This is a genomic window from Rhodococcus sp. 27YEA15 (genome assembly GCF_049739425.1).
Taxonomy (GTDB): Bacteria; Actinomycetota; Actinomycetes; order Mycobacteriales; family Mycobacteriaceae; genus Rhodococcus_F.
This window is the reverse complement of sequence record NZ_JBMHHW010000001.1, coordinates 594086-611635: the sequence shown is the minus strand read 5'-3', so window position 1 is coordinate 611635 and position 17550 is coordinate 594086. Positions and strand designations below refer to the sequence as shown.

The window sequence follows — 17550 nt, the reverse complement described above, 5'->3', positions numbered from 1 at the left end:
GTACCTTGATCGAGGCAACCGAGACGGCCGAAGTGCCCGTGAGACGAGAGTTCAGGTGACATGCGCGTTGACGGACGGGACATCCCGGTAACGGGAAGTCTGCTGCCCCCGCTGCAGCGCCGAACCAGCGACATCGTGCGGGTAGCTGTTGCCGCAGTGCTGTTGGGCGCGGTGATCGCGGGCTCCTTGATCACTCGCAGTCAATGGGATGCACTCGAAACCTCGGTCTCGAACATCGTGGGTGTGCTGTCCCCGAGCCTGTCCGATTCGGTGTACCTGGTGTACGGCGTCGCGATCCTCGCACTGCCGTTCGCGATCCTCATCGCACTGGTCGTCGGGCGACGCTGGAAGCTGCTGGCCGGGTACGCGGCCGCCGGACTCGCCGCCGGGATCGCATTGTCGTTCACCGGGTCGGGTCTGTCCGCCCCGAAGTGGCATCTCGACGTCCCCGAGCGACTCGACGCGACGTTCCTCTCCCAATTTCTCGACGACCCTCGCTGGATCGCCATGCTCGCAGCGGTGCTCACTGTCGCCGGTCCGTGGCTGGCACCGAAGTGGCGACGGGCCTGGTGGACGCTTCTGCTGTTGTTCGCGCCGATACATCTGATCGTCAGCGCCATCGTTCCGGCCCGGTCGATGCTCGGTCTGGCAGTGGGATACCTGATCGGTGCGATCATCGTCCTCGCCGTCGGCACCCCGGCCTTGGAAGTCCCGCTGGATTCGACGGTTCGAGTGCTCGCCAGACGCGGCTACCAGGTCACCTCGTTCCGGGTGGTCAATCCGTCGGGAATCGGCCCGCTGGTGCTCTCGGCGACCATCGGGGCATCCCCCGCCGACGAGCCGTACCCGGAACTGTTGGTCGAACTGTACGGGCAGAACCAGCGCAGCAGCGGCGCGATCCGCCAGACGCTGCGATGGATCTCGTTTCGAAACCGTGAGACACCGCCACCGCACGGTTCACTTCGGCGGGCCGTCGAGCACCGCGCCCTGATGGGCATCGCCTTCGCCGACATCGGGCTGGCCAGTGCCAAGGCCGTCGCCATCTCGGTGCTCGACCGCGGCTGGGAGATGTACGCCCATCAGAGCCCGCGCGGTGTCCCGATTGCCAAGGCCGCCGAGGCCGAGCGCATCGGCCGAGAACACCCGGACGGTAGCGAGAGCGAGAGCGACGACACACTGGTCGACACACTCTGGCAGACCCTGCACACCGCGCACGTCCATCAAATGGCCCACGGAGATCTACGGCCGTCCGAGATCCGGGTGGAGTCCGGGCACATCCTGTTCGGCGGCTACGCCTACTCCGAATTCGGAGCCACTCATGTCCAATTGCAATCCGATACCGCCCAACTGCTTCTGACCACTGCCCATCTCTTCGGGGTCGACGCCGCCGTCAGTGCGTCGATCCGCATCCAGGGCGCAGACACCATCCTCGCCGCATCCGGCCGTTTGACCACGGCGGCGATGCCCGCGCGTATGCGGCGCGCGATCCCCGAATCCACGACGTTGATGAAGGAACTCCGGGACGCCGTCGGCGCCGAGAACGGCATCGAGAAGATCGCACCTGCGCAAGTCACCAGGTTCAGCCGCAATCAGATCATTCAGCTGGTCCTGCTGATCGGTCTCGTCTACGTGGCGTACCCGTTCATCAGTCAGGTGCCCACGTTCGTCACCGAACTCAACACCGCCAACTGGTGGTGGGCGCTCCTCGGTCTCGGGGTGTCGGCACTGACGTACGTCGGTGCCGCAGCCGCGCTGTGGGCGTGCGCCTCGTCGATGGTCAGCTACCGGAATCTACTGATCATGCAGGTGGCCAACACCTTTGCTGCCACCACCACCCCGGCCGGAGTGGGCGGACTTGCCCTCTCCGTACGGTTCTTGCAAAAAGGCGGGCTCGGCACCGTTCGGGCAACTGCCGCTGTGGCATTGCAGCAGACCGTGCAGGTGGTCACCCATGTCGGCCTGTTGCTCTTCTTCTCGCTCGTCGCCGGCCGCGACACCAACCTGTCGCACTTCATTCCCGGATCCACCGTGCTGTACCTGATCGGTGGTGTGGCGCTCGGGGTGCTGGGTGCCTTCATGTTCATACCGAAACTGCGGCGTTGGCTCCGCGACGATCTACGGCCCCAGATCACCGAGGTGATGGGCGAATTGAGCCAGCTGGCACGCAATCCCACGCGCTTCCTGATCATCTTCGGCGGCAGTGCCGCTACCACTCTCGGCGCGGCACTGGCATTGTGGGCGAGCATCGAGGCATTCGGTGGCGGAACAACTTTCGTCACCGTCACCATCGTGACCATGATCGGCGGAACCTTGGCGTCGGCCGCTCCCACCCCGGGTGGGGTGGGAGCAGTCGAGGCTGCACTGATCGGCGGCTTGACGGCCTTCGGTCTGCCCGCGAGCATCGCGGTGCCGTCGGTGCTGCTCTATCGCGTGTTGACGTGCTGGCTACCGGTGTTCTGCGGCTGGCCCACACTGCGGTGGCTGCAGAAACGAGACATGGTCTGACTCACGCCGGGTGCTCGGCCTTCCAGGTTGCGACAAATTCGTCCAGCTCGGCCAGGAACGCGTCACGTCGCGAGTTGCTGAGCCAGGACACCTCGAAAGAGTTGCGCGCCAACTGTGTCAGCTCGTCGATGCCCAGGCCGGCCTGCTCGGCGAGGGCAACGTAGTTGTCGGCGACGTAACCACGGAAGTACGCCGGGTCGTCGGAGTTGACGGTGACCTTCGCGCCCGCGGCGAGCAGCGCGACGATCTCGTCGGCCTTCATCTGCTCGGTGACGAACGAGTTCGAGACGGGGCAGGTGGTGAAACCGATGCCACGTTCGACGGCGAGCGCGACCAGCTCCGGGTCCTCGACGATGTTGGTGCCGTGGTCGATACGGTCGACGTTGATGCCGGTCAGTACCTCACGGATGTTGTCGATGGCACCCTCCTGATCGATGTCACAGTGCATCGTGAGCAGGAAGCCTTCGCGGCGGGCGCGGGCGAACACCTCGGCGAACTTCTCCGGCGGGTTACCACGTTCGTCGGAGTCGAGTCCGAGACCGATGATCCAGTCGCGGTAGGGCAGTGCCTCCATCAGGGTGGCCATCGCGAACTCCGCGGAGAAGTCGCGCAAAATACACAGGATGAGATCACCGTGAATCCCGAAGTCGCGGGCCGCGTCGACGATGCCGCGACGGTAGCCGGTGATCACGTCGGCGAACGGAACACCACGCGAGGTATGCGCCTGCGGGTCGAAGAACATCTCGGCGTGTCTGGTGCCCTGCTCGCTCGCCTTCTTCAGGTAGTCGTAGGCGAGGTCACGGAAGTCGTCCGGCGTGAGCAGAACACGCATCGCCGGATAGTAGATCGCCAGGAAGCTGGTCAGGTCGGTGAAGTTGTAGCTCGCGATCACCTCGTCGACGCTGGACTCCGGCAAGGTGATGCCGTTGCGGCGGGCCAGCTCGAACTTCAGCTCCGGTTCGAGGGTGCCCTCGAGGTGCAGATGCAGTTCGGCCTTCGGCAGGGCATGAGCGAACGCGACAAGATCAGACAAGACGAAACTCCTGAGTGGGGTGAACAACGACCCCAATTTACGCGGCGGGCGCCACCGGCCGGTTGCCGGCCGGTGGCTGTCCACGACGACGTGACGCCGCACACGTGCCTGGTCAGGCGTCAGTACCGTCGTTCGACGTGGGCTTCGAGAGCTGTCCCGTCCGCGCTGAGCCAGCCTTTGCCGCGGGCGTAGTCGACCATCTTCTCGACGCCCTCGAGGTCTGTCGACCGGGCCCGGATGCGAGCCAGGTCGACGAAGAAACCTCTCTCGTCGGCGTAGCCGAACCCGTTGGCCTGCAACAGCTCACCGAGTTCGGCATCCGTTGCCGGCGTGCGGAGCTCGACGTGCAGTCTCTTCAGGTCCTCGACCTCCTCCAAAGTGACCGAGTCACCGTTCACCAGTACGAACATCACTGTCTCTCAATCCGTTAGACCGTCGACGGCAGATGCGTGCCGAAGAGTCGGCGGTGATACGTGAGCGGACCCGATTCGCGGTGATCGACATCCACCACGGCACCGGTCACGATCTTGTGGTCGCCGCCGTCCGCCACGGAATCTACCGCGCAGGCAATCCAGATCGGCGCGCCGTCGAGACGGGGAACACCACTGTGCTGTTGCCAGCCCACCCCGCCGAACTTGTCCCGGCCCTTCTTCGCGAATGTCATCGCCAGCGGCCCGTCCTCGGCGGCGAGTACGTTGATCGCGAATTTCCCGCTCCCCTCGATCAGAGCGAGCACCTCCGAGCCGCGGTCCAAGGCGATCAAAGCCAGCGGCGGATCCATCGACAGCGACATGAATGCGCTCACCGTCGTTCCGTGCGGCCGGTCGCCGTCCATCGCCGTGATGACGGCAACCGGGGAACACACGTGTGCCATGGCCTCGCGAAATCTCCTGGCGGCTTCGTTCACGTCGTTCACGCCTTGGCAGCCAGTTCCTTCTCGTACTTCTTGGTCATGTGATCGACGGCGTCGAGCTGGGCCTTCGCATGACCCGTCCGGACCGCACGGGCGCGTGCTGCCGCGTCCAGGAGGGGCTGCGCCTGACCTTGGAAATGGGGGAAGACTTCCTGCGCGAACAACTCTGCCGACCGTTTGGTGTCCTGCGGGTTCGCCCAGTCGTGACCCATCTGCAGCATGCAACCGAATCCACCCGACTGATCCCACAGCCGCTGTACCTGCTTGCGTGCCTGCTCCGGTGTCCCGATGACACCGATTCCGGCCTCGTTGATGAAGTCGATCATCTCGTTCAGCCGGGCGCCGGACACCGCCATCTGCGGGAAGGCGGCGACATGCTGGAAGTACTCGAACCATTCCTCGATGCCGTATTCGACCTGCTTACGCGCTTCCGCTTCGGTTTCGGCGATGTGGAACGGTCCTGCGAGCGACCAGTTGCGCCGGTCGACGGTCTTGCCGTGCGCCTCGGCCCGCTCTTCCATGACATTCCAGTGGTGCGCCAGCGCGTCGAAACCGTCGGCGGACAACGTGGCACCGATCGAGAGCAGACCGACTCCGTGAGTTCCGGCCAGTCGCGGCCCGGTCGGCGACGCCACGGCGGCGACGGTGATGTCGATGCCGTTCTCCGAGTAGGGGGCCAGCTGCAGTTTCGCGTCGTGCAGTTCGTGGCTGCGGGTCTTCGCCGAAACGGTCTCACCGCGTAGGAGCCGAACGACGATGTCGAGGTTCTCCTGCAACAACTCTCGGGTATCGGTCGGGTTGAGACCGATCATGGCGGAGTCGGTGGGAAGAGATCCGGGCCCGACGCCGAAGATGGTCCGGCCGTGTGTGAGGTGATCGAGCTGCATGATCCGGTCTGCCGCCCACAACGGGTTGTGATAAGACAGCGAAGTCACTCCCGTACCGAATCGGATACGCGGGGCGCGCTGGGATGCCGCGGCGATCATGATTTCGGGGGACGCGATGATCTCACTGCCTGCCGAGTGATGTTCGCCGAACCACGCTTCGTCGTAGCCGAGCCGATCGAGGTGCTCGACCAGTTCGAGATCACGCTGAAGTGCGGCCGTGGGGTTGCGACCGGGGACGTGGAACGGTGCCATGAAATACCCGAAGCGAAGCCTGCTCATTAGTTCTCCCTAGTGCCGGTGGCCAACGTCTGACCTGCTGAGAGAACGCTATCTTCACCGTGACCGCGGTCACAGTGCACGAAAGTGGACAAACATTCGAGCTGCTCAGACGCTGCGATCGGCCAGCTTGTGCTCGTAGACCAACTTCACGAATTCCGCCCGATTTCGAACGTGTACCGCCGCGAGTATTCGGCTGACGTACTTCTTGACCGTGTCCGGGCTGAGCGAGAGGATCACCGCGATCTCGTCGTTGGTGTGCCCGTCTGCAAGCAGTTCCGCAAGATCGATCTGCCGAGGAGTGAGCTTTTCCCGCCAGCCCGGCATCCGCTGCCCCGGCAAGGTCTGACACAACAACGACAGTTGCCTACCCAGAATCGCCAATCCACCCAGATCGTGCTCGGACAGCTCTTTGCCTTCCGAGTCGAACAGACCGACGACGGCATGCGCATCGTGCGCCAGGTGCAGATGCATGACGGATGCGCTGAGCAGCTGCCGTCGGTACAGGAATTCCTTCAGATACGTAGCCGACGCCGGCGGGACACCCGCCAACTGGGTGTGGCGTATCGCCGGTGTCACCATCAACGTGGACCGGGCCGTGGCCGTCACGAAAACGTCGTCGGTGTACCAACGCGCCTGGTACTCGTCCATCAGAGGGGTGATCCGACCGGTCGTGATCGGATCGGGGTCGGCAAACGCGGTCGTGAATGTCGGACCGGACAGGAAAGTCGTGTTCGGACAGCGAAATCGCTCGTGCAGTGCATCCATCAGCAAAAGCTTGAGCTCGTCGAGCGAACTCGCCCGCGCACAGTGGTCGAGAATCGCGAACACACGGTCGTAATCCGCCACGGACAGCGTCACCGTACCTTTGGCGCTCATCACCATCACACCCCAAACTATGATTCAGATCACTGCGGCCAGCATAGGGCCTCGTCCCGGCGGTGCGTCGCCTCAGGCTGTCGGCTGCACCGCCGACGACCATGCCCGATACTGACGTCCATGTCGGAACCACTGACCGCAGCCCCGGAGAAGACCGTCCTCGACCGCCACGCGTCGTGGATCGAATTGTTCTTCGACCTCGTCGTCGTCGCCGGAATCGGACAACTCGCCCACCTGCTGCACGGGTCGCCGTCGCCGGCAGACCTCGGCTTGTACGCATTGCTCTACCTTGCGTTCTGGACGGCGTGGGCCACCTTCACGATGTACGGCAACATCGCCGGCGACCGGGTGCGCATCCCGAGCATGCTGATCGCGATGTTCGGACTGGCCGTGATGATGGCGGCCGTGGCAGGCATCCACGAGAACCATGCCCTCGCGTTCTCCGTCGCCTACGTCGCTGTTCGACTTCTCGCCGGCCGGGTCTGGCAGAACGGTCAGATAGTGGTCGACTGGCCGATCGCGCAGATGTCGTTGGGCGTGCTCCCCTGGATCGTGTCGTTCTGGTTCGACGGTGACACCCGCTTCTGGTTGTGGACGGCAGGCGTGGCCATCGACCTGCTCATCATGTTCGTCGTGTCCGGCTCCGCGATCCTCGACAACGCGAAGGACAAACTCGACCGCGTCGTCCGGTTTCGGGGTACTCACGGTGGCCATGTCCCCGAATTCGAAGCGCTGCACTCCGATCGGGCGCACCTCGCCGAGCGACTGGGACTGTACGTCATCATCGTTCTCGGGGAAGGCGTCATCCTCGTCATCTCCGCAGCATCGGAACTGACCTGGGACAGCACCGTGGTCAGCCTCGCCGTCGGTGCGTTCGTGCTCCTCGCAGCCATGTGGTCACTGTCGTTGATCTACGGTCACGCCGGAGTCCCGCACCTGACGTCCGAGGTGTTCCCGGCCCGCATCGACATGGCATTGCACTGCTTCACCACCGGTTCCATCGCCGTCCTGGTGGCCGGGCTGGGCGCGGCCACCGAACACGGGGCCGAGCACACCCCGGACTACCTGCGATGGCTCCTGTGCGGAAGCATGACAGCGTATTTCGGCATCAGTCTGATCGCCGGACTCTTCGCGCGGGCCGACAAGATCTGGGTACTCGGCTGGGCGCTACCGTGCACAGCGGTACCCCTGGTCATGGGGGTCGTGGGCTCACACCTGAGCGCGACGTGGATCATCTGGGCACTGGTCGCCACCGTCGCCTGGCAGAACGGCTACGAGTACGTCCGGGTGCGTCGCCGGCGACGTACGACGGTCTGATCCACAGACCGGATCAGCGGCACCCGAATATCAACGACACGCAACGATCACCGACACGCGAGGATCAACGGGGCCTGCGACGACGGGAGGAACTTCTCGCGCACGTTCGGACGAAGAACCGTCACCCGGACCGATTCCGCGAAACGGTAAGGCTGAGTGTCCAACACACCGGACAACCGGCGACGCAGACGCGACATCTCGGCCCGCACCGTGACTGTCTTACTAGGATCTGCGAACAGTGCGGACGCCAGCTGTGCCGCGCTCAGCCCACCGGAGCGCTCGGCAAGTGCGAACAGAATCTCGGCATGCCGCAAACTCAGATCCACGCGCCATCGGCCCACCTCCGCCGAGTATCGCAGTGTCATCGACCGCTCGTCGCGAAGGTCCAATTCGACGTCTGCGCACTCGGACTCCGAATCCCGCGGGGTGCGCGGACGAATCAACCAACCGCCGGGCAACGGTTCGCACACACACGATCCCAGACCCGGCAGCCAATGCTCGCCGCCGCTCATCGACGTGGGCAGACCGACGCGATACGTCGGAGCCATCGATTCCACGGCAGCCACCCACCCGTCTCGATCCGCCACGAGCGCCGGTCCGTCCGCTCGCGCCAGCACCGGTGCCGAAATCATCCGGAGACGGTCGACATCCTTTCGATGTTGTTCCCGTAAAGCAGCTTCCGCGAGTCTGGCCACACCGTCGACCAACGCGAGAGTGGACGGATGAACGGTATCGGCGGCACCGGCGACGTTGATCACGGCCAGCGGGCGTCGGCTCCGCGGATCACGAACCATGGCACCCGAGCACGTCCACGGATGCTGGGAACGAGAATAGTGCTCTGCCGAGAACACCTGCACCGCGACACCGGCGGCCAAGGCGGTGCCGATCCCGTTGGTTCCCACGGACTCTTCGGTCCACAGCGCACCCTCGACCATGCCGAGCCGTTCGGCGCGGTCGAGCATGCGCCGCGGCCCCCGACGCCACAGGATCCGGCCGCACCGATCGGCGAGCACGACCAGATTGGCGTCGCCCGGCCCGACGATCGGCGCCAGACCGTGGAGCGCTTCCGCCAAGATCTCCGACATCCCTGCTTCACGTCTGCTCTCCTCAAGATCCGAGCTGCGCACCGTCGAGGTCACGGCACACCGATCCGGGTCCACGCCCAGCTCTCGCAGTCGCGACCATGAGTTGGCGATGACCGACCGCGGCCGGGCCGGTGGTTTTCGCCCGGACATCGTCGCGTCGTACACCGATTCCAGTACCCGGGCATAGCGCACCGGGTCTTCGCCACTGCTCAGAGCCGGTTCAGGTCGATACGTTGTGCCGATCACACTTCCAGTCTTAGGTGATCTATCGCCCCCGCGCGAGGGTTGCACCCGGTTGCAGGCGTGGACGTGCGGAGGTGCGTCCACGCCTGCCCGGTGCGCTCAGGCGTTGAGGGGTCGCCCCAACGCGGAGAGCACCGACTCGTGCATCGCTTCCGAGAGCGTCGGGTGGGCGAACACGACCGCGGCGAGATCGTCGCCGGTTGCTTCGAGAGATCGGGCGATACCGAACCCCTGGATCTGCTCGGTGACATCCGGCCCGACCATGTGTGCGCCGAGCAGTTCGCCGGTGTCGTCGTCGAAAATGGTCTTGACGAATCCTTCGGCCGCACCGATCGCCAGAGCTTTCCCGCTGGCTTGCAGATCGAAGTGCCCGACGCGGAGCCTGCGGCCGGTCGCTGTCGCCTCTTTCTCGGTCAACCCCAGACTGGCCACCTGCGGCCGGGCATACGTGCAGCCCGGTACGTAGTCACGATCGAGCGGATGCACGCCGTCGACTCCGGCCAGCTTCTCCACGCACAGGACCGCCTCGTGACTTGCCTTGTGCGCCAGGCACGGCGCACCCGCGACATCGCCGATCGCGTAGATCCCGAACGCAGACGTCCGGCACCACTGATCGGTCACGATCGCACCGCGAGCCGTCTCGATTCCCAACTCCTCGAGGCCCAACCCCTCGATGTTCCCGGTGATTCCGGCCGCAACCAGCACCCGATCGACGGTGACCTGGTGTGCGTTCCCGGTCGATTCGGTGACGGTCACCGTCACCGAGTCCGCACCGACTTTCACTTCGGACACCGTTGCAGCCGTGTGAATCGTGATTCCACGCTTCTCGAACTGCTTGCGCACGAAACCGGAAACCTCGTCGTCCTCGACCGGCATGACGCGCGGCGCCGCCTCCACGATCGTCACCTCCGTACCGAGATCGCGGTACAGGCTGGCGAATTCGACACCGATTGCTCCCGAACCGATCACCAGCAGCGAGGCGGGAAGTTCCTTCGGCACCAGGGCGTCGAAATACGTCCACACCCGGTCACCGTCCGGTGTGACCCCGGGGATCGAGCGCGGTCGCGCACCCGTGGCGATGATGACGTGATCGGCCCGGTACTCGTCCGAACCGACGGCCACCACCCCCTTGTCCACCAGCGTCGCGGTGCCCTCGATCACCTCGACACCGTTCTTCTTCATGAGATAGCCGATTCCGCCGGACAACCGCGCCGAGACTCCGCGGCTGAACTCCACCAGCTTGGTGATGTCGAATTCGACCGAAGCCGAAGAGAACCCGTACTTGTCGAGTTCACCGAGGGTGTGTGCGACGTCAGCGCCGTGCAACATGGCCTTGGTGGGGATGCATCCCCAGTTGAGGCAGATGCCGCCCAGAGCATCGCGCTCCACCAGTGCCACCCGCAGACCGAGTTGCGCGCCTCGGATCGCGGCCACGTAACCGCCGGGGCCACCACCGATCACCAACAGGTCGTACTTGCCAGACGAATTGTTATCCACCACAGCCCCTTACACCAACATCAGTGCGGGGTTGGCGACAAATCGTCGCAGTTCCTGCAAGAACGTCGCACCCAGAGCACCGTCGATGACCCGGTGATCGCACGAGAGCGTCACCGTCATCACGGTGCGAATCTCGAGGGTGTCGCCGACCACGACCGGTCGCCTCTCCCCTGCCCCTACGGCGAGGATCGCACCCTGCGGCGGGTTGATGATCGCATCGAAGTCCTTGACCCCGTACATCCCCAGGTTGGAGACGGTGAACGTGCCACCCTGGAACTCGTCCGGCTTCAGCTTGCCCGCCTTCGCCTTCGTGGCCAGAGCATGTACCTCGGAAGAGATCGCGGCCAAGGACTTGGTGTCCGCGCTCCGAACGATCGGTGTGATCAGTCCGGTCGGCAGGGCTACCGCCACCGACACGTCCGCCGACGCGAATCGATGAACGGCCTCGTTCTCGGCATCGAACTGCACGTTGACGTCCGGCACCTTGATCAGCGCGGCAGCGCACGCCTTCACGATGAAATCGTTGACCGACAGCTTCACGGCCGCAACGCTGTCGTTGATCTCCTTGCGGAGCGTGAGCAGCGCATCGAGTTCGAGGTCGGTCGACAACCGGAAGTGCGGGGCCTGCTGCTTCGACGCCTGCAGTCGCCCGGCGATCGCCGAACGCATCGGGGTGAACGGTACTACCTCGAACTCCGGTTCGACAGTCTCGGCGGCACCGTCCGGGCGTACCTCGGACACCAATCGTGCAGCGCGAGCTGCGGCCTCCACGTCCGCGACGCAGACACGACCGCGTGACCCGGTGGGACGGCAGTCGTGCAGATTGACGCCCAGGTTCCGTGCCGTCCGCCGAGCCACCGGGGTGGCCGGAACAGCGCTGTCGTCCGCCGTGGACCGCAACGGAAGACCGGACCTGGTGGCAGCCACGACCGGAGCGACGCTGCCGCCGGCGCCGCGAATGGCGTCGTCGATGTCACGGACGCTGACGCGGCCGAGTGGGCCGGTACCGGTGACGGCCGCGAGGTCGATACCGAGGGTGTCGGCGCGGCGCAAGGCACGCGGGCTCGCGAAGACGTCCTCGGCTCTGGTGGTTCCGAGCAGCGATGCCGGGACCACCGTGGATCCGGCGGGAACCGCCTGGGGTGCGGCCGGCTTCGCTGTCTTGGGGGCAGCCGTAGTCGGGGCAGGAGTCGCCGGTGACGTCGCTGCCGGGGTAGGAGCCGCCGCTGCGGCAGGTTCCGCAGCTGCGCTCACACCGCCGCGAGCCGAGACGAACGCCTCGACCTCGTCGTCGGAGACCGACGCATCGGCACAGACACCGATGATCGCACCGACCGGAAGAGTCTCACCAGCTGTCGCGACGATCTTGCGCAGGACCCCGTCGAAGGGGGCTTCCAACTCGTTGGTGATCTTGCTGGTCTCGATCTCGCAGATCAGCTGACCCTTGGTGAAGGACTCCCCCTCCTCGATCAGCCACGCGTTGACCAGTCCCTCCTCCATGGACAGACCCCACTTGGGGATGTCGATTGCTTTGATGTCAGCCATGATCAGGCCTTCACCAGCTTGCGAACCGACTCTTCGATGCGAGCGACGTCGGGAAGCCATGCCGTCTCGAGGGACGGCGAGAACGGAACCGGGGTGTGTGGCGGCGTGATCAGCTCGATCGGCGCCTTCAGGTAGTTGAATCCCTTGGTGGCGATCAATGCTGCCACGTCGTGACCGAAACCGCAGCGCGCCGCGGACTCGTCCACGATGACCACGCGCCCGGTGGAGGCGACGGACTCGAGGATGCCGTCCTCGTCGAGCGGAGACACGGTGCGCGGGTCGACAACCTCCACCGAAATACCCTCGGCGGCAAGCTTGTCCGCCACATCATTGGCGCGGTTCACCATCGCGGACAGCGCGATGATCGTGACGTCGTCACCCTGACGGGTGTAGTTGGCCACCCCGAACGGAATGGCGTACGGCGCGTCCGGAACCTCACCCTTGACGTCGTAGAGCACCTTGTGCTCACAGAACACCACCGGATCGTCATCCCGGATCGCCTGGATGAGAAGACCTTTGGCGTCGTAGGCATTGGACGGCGCCACCACCTTCAAGCCCGGAACCGCAGCGAACACGTTGTACGGGGACTGCGAGTGCTGAGCAGCAGCCGAGAACCCGGCGCCGATCATGCCGCGCACCACCAACGGTGTGCGGGCCTTGCCACCGAACATGTAGCGGAACTTCGCGGCCTGGTTGTACAGCGCGTCGTACGAGACTCCGAAGAAGTCCATGAACATCAACTCCGCCACCGGACGCAGGCCGGTCAGCGCCGCACCGGCAGCCATACCGACGATCGCCGACTCTGTGATCGGGGTGTCGATGACTCGTTCGGAACCGAATTCCGTCCACAAGCCCTTGGTGACACCCAGAACGCCACCGAACGCCTCGATCTTCTTCGTCTCCAGATCGGGGTTGGTGCCTGCATGTCCGCCACGCACGTCCTCACCGATCAACACGACGGCCGGATCACGTTGCATCTCCTGCGCGATGGCCTCTTTGACGGCCTCACGGTAGGTCTTCTTCGACACTGCGATTTCTTGAACTGTGGTCATCGTCAAACTCCTCAGTACGACACGTAGACGTCGGTCAGCAGGTTTTCCACGGGCGGGTACGACGCGGCCCGCGCCAGGCGGACCGCCTCGTCCACCAATTCCCGTGACTGCTCGTCCACCGCGTCCAGATCCGCAGCACTGACCTTGTCCGCGTCGACTGCCGCTCGGAAGTTCTTCAGCGGGTCCTTCGTATCACGTAGTACGGCAACCTGTTCAGCCGTGCGGTAGAGCTGCGCGTCGCCCTCGAAGTGGCCGTGCCAGCGGAAAGCCGCGGCCTCGATCGTGGTCGGACCACCACCGGAACGGGCACGCTCGGACGCCTCCGCCATCACGTCGTAGACGGCGAAGAAATCGGTGCCGTCCACCTTCACGGCCGGCATCCCGAAGGACGCGGCGCGGGCCGCGATATCCGGAGCACCCACCGCGTAATCGGTTCCGGTGGCCTCACCGAAGCCGTTGTTCTCGATCACGAATACGATCGGAAGATCAAGCACCACAGCCATGTTCATGGCCTCGAACACGGTGCCCTGATTGGAGCCGCCGTCTCCGGTGAACGACGCCGCTATGACACCGTTGCCCAGCGTCTTCCCGCTCAGGGCTGCGCCGATCGCCAGCGACGGTGCGCCGCCCACGATCGCGTTGGCACCCAACATGCCCACGGAGAGGTCGGCGATATGCATCGAACCGCCCTTGCCGCGACACAATCCGTCGTCCTTGCCGAAGATCTCGGCCATCATGGCGTTGAGATCGCAGCCCTTGGCGATGCAGTGCCCGTGCCCGCGGTGCGTCGACCCGATGTAGTCGGTGTCGGACAGGTTCTCGCACACACCGACCGCGATAGCTTCCTGACCTGAATAGAGGTGAATGAAACCGGGAATGTCGCCGGTGGCATTCTCCTCGTGGAGCCGGTCCTCGAAGGCGCGGATACGAGACATCTTCTCGTACGCCTTCAGCAAAGCATCCCGACTCAGCCCGGAATGCGGCTTGGCCCCAGCCTTTTTCGATCCTGACGTCGTCGGCTTCTGCGCCGTCCGTTGAACCACCGTCACACTCCTGTTTCTCGATCACTCGTCACCATGCAGTGTCGTGTACGTCACGGGTGGAGAGAAAGAGTTGCGTAGGGTTGCCGGAAGTTGCGAAGGGTTGCAGCTGTTGACATTCGAGCGCGTGTTCCGCGTAGTGCGCCGACGACGAGGGCCCCGCACCTGACGGTGCGGGGCCCTACTGCTGTGCGCATCGGTCACCCTTGCAGGGTGGACATAGGCGTACGGTGAACTACTTGGCGCCCAACAAATCGATCACGAACACCAGGGTCTTGCCGGAAAGCTGGTGGCCTGCACCGGCGGGACCGTATGCCGACTCCGGCGGGATGGTCAGCTGACGACGTCCGCCGACCTTCATGCCCGGGATACCGTCCTGCCAGCCCTTGATCAGGCCGCGGAGGGGGAACTGGATGGATTCACCGCGACTCCAGGAGGAGTCGAACTCTTCTCCGGACTCGAACTCGACACCGACGTAGTGCACGTCGACGGTGCCTCCTGGCACTGCCTCGGCACCTTCGCCGACAACCAGATCCTTGATGACCAGATCGGTCGGCGCGGGGCCTTCCTGGAATTCGATGACGGGCTTGCTACTCATGGGGTCCTCCTCGTCGAGGGATGAAAAATGTTCTCGGCCTTGATGAAGCAACTAGCGAGACGACAGGTCCCGGTAGTCACGCTCGGTGTACCCGGTGTAGATCTGGCGCGGGCGGCCGATCTTCGTGGCCGGATCCTCGTGCATCTCGCGCCAGTGCGCGATCCAGCCGGGCAGCCGGCCCATGGCGAACAGCACGGTGAACATCCGCGGCGGGAAGCCCATCGCACGGTAGATGAGACCGGTGTAGAAGTCGACGTTCGGGTACAGCTTGCGCTCGATGAAGTAGTCGTCGGTGAGGGCTGCTTCTTCGAGCTGCATGGCGATCTCGAGCAGTTCGTCGTCGCCGCCGAGCTTGGCGAGGATCTTGTGCGCGGTTTCGCGAACGAGCGCCGCACGCGGGTCGTAGTTACGGTAGACGCGGTGCCCGAAGCCCATGAGCTTCACGCCGTCTTCCTTGTTCTTGACCTTGCGGACGAACTCGGCGGCAGTGCTGCCGCTGGCCTTGATCTCGTCGAGCATCTCGAGCACGGCCTGGTTGGCGCCGCCGTGCAGCGGGCCCCAGAGTGCGTTGATGCCGGCCGAGACGGAGGTGAACAGGTTCGCGTCCGAGGAGCCGACCATGCGCACCGTCGACGTGGAACAATTCTGCTCGTGATCGGCATGCAGGATGAGCAGCATGTCGAGGGCCTTGACGATCTCCGGGTCACCCTCGTACGGCTCCGCCGGGAAGCCGAACGTCATCCGCATGAAGTTCTCGACCAGGCTCAGCGAGTTGTCCGGGTACAGGAACGGCTGCCCGACGGACTTCTTGTACGCATAGGCCGCAATGGTGGGCAGCTTCGCGAGCAGTCGAGTGGTGGACAGTTCCACCTGCTCCGGATCGTCCGGATCGAGTGAATCCTGGTAGTACGCGGACAGCGCGTTCACTGCCGAGGACAAGACCGGCATGGGGTGCGCGTTACGCGGGAAGCCGTCGAAGAACCGCTTGAGGTCCTCGTGCAGCAGGGTGTGGCGACGGATGCGATCCGTGAATGCCTCGAGCTGGACGTCGGTGGGTAGTTCGCCGTAGATCAGCAGATAGCTGACCTCGATGAACGTCGACTGTCCGGCCAGCTGCTCGATGGGGTACCCCCGGTAACGGAGGATCCCCTTGTCGCCGTCGATGTAGGTGATTGCGGAACTGGTCGACGCGGTGTTGACGAAACCGGGGTCAAGGGTGGTGTACCCCGTTGTTGCAAGTAGCTTTCCCAGTTCGATGCCGTCGTTGCCCTCAGTTGCCTTGGCAATGGACATCGGGAACTCACCACCGGGATAGGTGAGCGTGGGCTTTGTGTCATTGTCAGCGGGCACGAAGGATCCCTCTCAAGCTCGAACCAACGAGTAACTACATTCGATCAATTAGAAACTAGTCGTACCGAACTGGGACTGCCCAGGGAGGGGTCCATCAATCGCGATTTTCCGCGGGTCTCGAATCGGACGAGCCGACCGCTCACACCTGGCAGTGTGGTCGAGTTCCGCGGCGGTGCGGCGGTGGTTTCTCAGCTCGCGTTTGCCGCCTGCAACCTTCCTGACCTGCGCAGCGATCATCTACCTCGTCGCATCCCGTGGACAGCTGCCACCCCCGAGCATCATTTCCGATCAGCCGGATCGGAAAATTCGAGTTGATCGGACCCGGCGGCAAAAGCGTTACAAGTTCCCAAAATATGGGACGGCGATTTCAGAGTGCACGGATACCCCAACTGGCCGACCATGTTCGTCCCGGGTCCAGGACCAACACGTCGATACCGGAGTTGAACGCGTCGGGAGGGCAGGTCATCGGTTCGAGGGCCAACGCGCGGCCGCGATCCGGATAGCCCTTGCCGTTGGCCGGGTCCGCCACGAAGGCCTGGATCCAGGCGAACTCTCGCGACGTCCACAACGCCGTCCCCGTCCCGTCCGGGGCGAGTAACTCGTGCTGCGTACGGCCGGTGCCGTCCACGTCGACGGCGAGGGCGCTGTACGGCGTGTCCAACTGCACTCCCGCCAGCAGACGCGGCGTCCGGAAATCGAACTCGGTTCCCTCCACCGTCCGCGACGAACCGCTGGGCAGCATCCGCTCCGGGTCGATGTCGAGCCGTGTTCCGGCCGCGAGGTGCAGCGCGCACTCGTCGAGCGGAAAATCCCCGGCCCGAACGAATGTGTGCATCCCCAACCCGAAGGGCGCGGGGATTCCCCCGTTGTTGGTAGCCGTGTGGGTCACCGTGAGTCCGGCGTCGTCGACCGCATAACGGGTGGTCAACTGAAGCGGATACGGCCAGCCCTTGTGCAGACCGACGTCCACCGACAACTCGACTCGTTCGTAGGTGTGCTCCACGAGGTCCCAATTCCGGCGCCGGACGAAACCGTGGCTGGCATTGCCGAACGCCGGTTCCGTGATCTCGAGTTGATGCTCGATCCCGTCGAAGAAGAACCTTCCGTCCCGAATGCGGTTGGGCCAGGGCGCCAACACCAACCCGGCTGACAGAGGCGGCTTGGAACCCAGATCCCACGTCTCGGTCAGCGCCCGCCGACCGGTGGACCCGTGGTAGTCGAGTAGCCGCAGCCCGGCCCCGGCCGCAGCGATCTCGGCGCGATAGCCGCCGGCGCGGATCTCGAACCCTCCCCTACCCGTGCTGTGCGGCGAAGTCATCGGTCCAGTTTC

Annotated in this window: 15 protein-coding genes; 2 read left to right on the top strand and 13 right to left on the bottom strand. The window is 64.4% G+C overall.

The annotated features are described in order from the left end of the window. Positions 1 to 60: 60 nt before the first annotated feature. The gene (locus tag ABH922_RS02845; RefSeq protein WP_424805486.1) at positions 61 to 2505 is read left to right on the top strand and encodes a lysylphosphatidylglycerol synthase transmembrane domain-containing protein; all 2445 of its coding nucleotides are present in this window, start codon (positions 61 to 63) and stop codon (positions 2503 to 2505) included. A gap of 1 nt (position 2506) precedes the next feature. Here the strand turns inward: ABH922_RS02845 and add are convergent, their stop codons facing one another. From add to ABH922_RS02820, 5 genes are all read right to left on the bottom strand, one after another. Beyond that, positions 2507 to 3538 carry an adenosine deaminase gene (gene add / locus ABH922_RS02840; protein WP_424805485.1) on the bottom strand — a complete coding sequence of 344 codons (1032 nt, stop codon included), beginning with the start codon at positions 3536 to 3538 and terminating at the stop codon, positions 2507 to 2509. A gap of 119 nt (positions 3539 to 3657) precedes the next feature. Beyond that, the gene (locus ABH922_RS02835) at positions 3658 to 3951 is read right to left on the bottom strand and encodes a hypothetical protein (protein ID WP_424805484.1); all 294 of its coding nucleotides are present in this window, start codon (positions 3949 to 3951) and stop codon (positions 3658 to 3660) included. A gap of 14 nt (positions 3952 to 3965) precedes the next feature. Next, on the bottom strand, positions 3966 to 4412 hold the full coding sequence (locus ABH922_RS02830; protein ID WP_424809538.1) for a flavin reductase family protein: 447 nt from the start codon (positions 4410 to 4412) through the stop codon (positions 3966 to 3968). A 38-nt stretch (positions 4413 to 4450) separates the two neighbouring features. Further along, entirely contained in the window at positions 4451 to 5617 is a 1167-nt protein-coding gene (locus ABH922_RS02825; RefSeq protein WP_424805483.1) for an LLM class flavin-dependent oxidoreductase, read from the bottom strand. A gap of 105 nt (positions 5618 to 5722) precedes the next feature. Continuing rightward, positions 5723 to 6493, bottom strand: coding sequence for a response regulator transcription factor (locus ABH922_RS02820; protein ID WP_424805482.1), 771 nt, complete (start codon positions 6491 to 6493; stop codon positions 5723 to 5725). A gap of 120 nt (positions 6494 to 6613) precedes the next feature. Between ABH922_RS02820 and ABH922_RS02815 the strand changes: the two genes are divergently transcribed. Next, positions 6614 to 7810: a low temperature requirement protein A gene (locus ABH922_RS02815; protein ID WP_424805481.1), complete on the top strand. Its 1197-nt coding sequence runs from the start codon at positions 6614 to 6616 to the stop codon at positions 7808 to 7810. A gap of 47 nt (positions 7811 to 7857) precedes the next feature. Here the strand turns inward: ABH922_RS02815 and ABH922_RS02810 are convergent, their stop codons facing one another. The 8 genes from ABH922_RS02810 to ABH922_RS02775 form a co-directional block, all read right to left on the bottom strand. Beyond that, positions 7858 to 9141, bottom strand: a complete 1284-nt coding sequence (locus ABH922_RS02810) for a GAF domain-containing protein (RefSeq protein WP_424805480.1) — start codon at positions 9139 to 9141, stop codon at positions 7858 to 7860. A gap of 96 nt (positions 9142 to 9237) precedes the next feature. Beyond that, the gene (gene lpdA, locus ABH922_RS02805; protein ID WP_424805479.1) at positions 9238 to 10638 is read right to left on the bottom strand and encodes a dihydrolipoyl dehydrogenase; all 1401 of its coding nucleotides are present in this window, start codon (positions 10636 to 10638) and stop codon (positions 9238 to 9240) included. A gap of 6 nt (positions 10639 to 10644) precedes the next feature. Next, on the bottom strand, positions 10645 to 12180 hold the full coding sequence (locus ABH922_RS02800; protein ID WP_424805478.1) for a 2-oxo acid dehydrogenase subunit E2: 1536 nt from the start codon (positions 12178 to 12180) through the stop codon (positions 10645 to 10647). Positions 12181 to 12182: 2 nt separating this feature from the next. After that, entirely contained in the window at positions 12183 to 13214 is a 1032-nt protein-coding gene (locus ABH922_RS02795) for an alpha-ketoacid dehydrogenase subunit beta (RefSeq protein WP_424809537.1), read from the bottom strand. A gap of 29 nt (positions 13215 to 13243) precedes the next feature. After that, positions 13244 to 14167, bottom strand: coding sequence for a thiamine pyrophosphate-dependent dehydrogenase E1 component subunit alpha (locus ABH922_RS02790; RefSeq protein WP_424809536.1), 924 nt, complete (start codon positions 14165 to 14167; stop codon positions 13244 to 13246). A 340-nt stretch (positions 14168 to 14507) separates the two neighbouring features. After that, complete coding sequence (locus ABH922_RS02785) at positions 14508 to 14870, bottom strand: FKBP-type peptidyl-prolyl cis-trans isomerase (RefSeq protein WP_424805477.1); 363 nt, start codon at positions 14868 to 14870, stop codon at positions 14508 to 14510. A 51-nt stretch (positions 14871 to 14921) separates the two neighbouring features. Continuing rightward, positions 14922 to 16220 carry a citrate synthase gene (locus tag ABH922_RS02780; protein WP_424805476.1) on the bottom strand — a complete coding sequence of 433 codons (1299 nt, stop codon included), beginning with the start codon at positions 16218 to 16220 and terminating at the stop codon, positions 14922 to 14924. Positions 16221 to 16587: 367 nt separating this feature from the next. After that, entirely contained in the window at positions 16588 to 17538 is a 951-nt protein-coding gene (locus ABH922_RS02775; RefSeq protein ID WP_424805475.1) for an aldose 1-epimerase family protein, read from the bottom strand. Positions 17539 to 17550 lie beyond the last annotated feature (12 nt).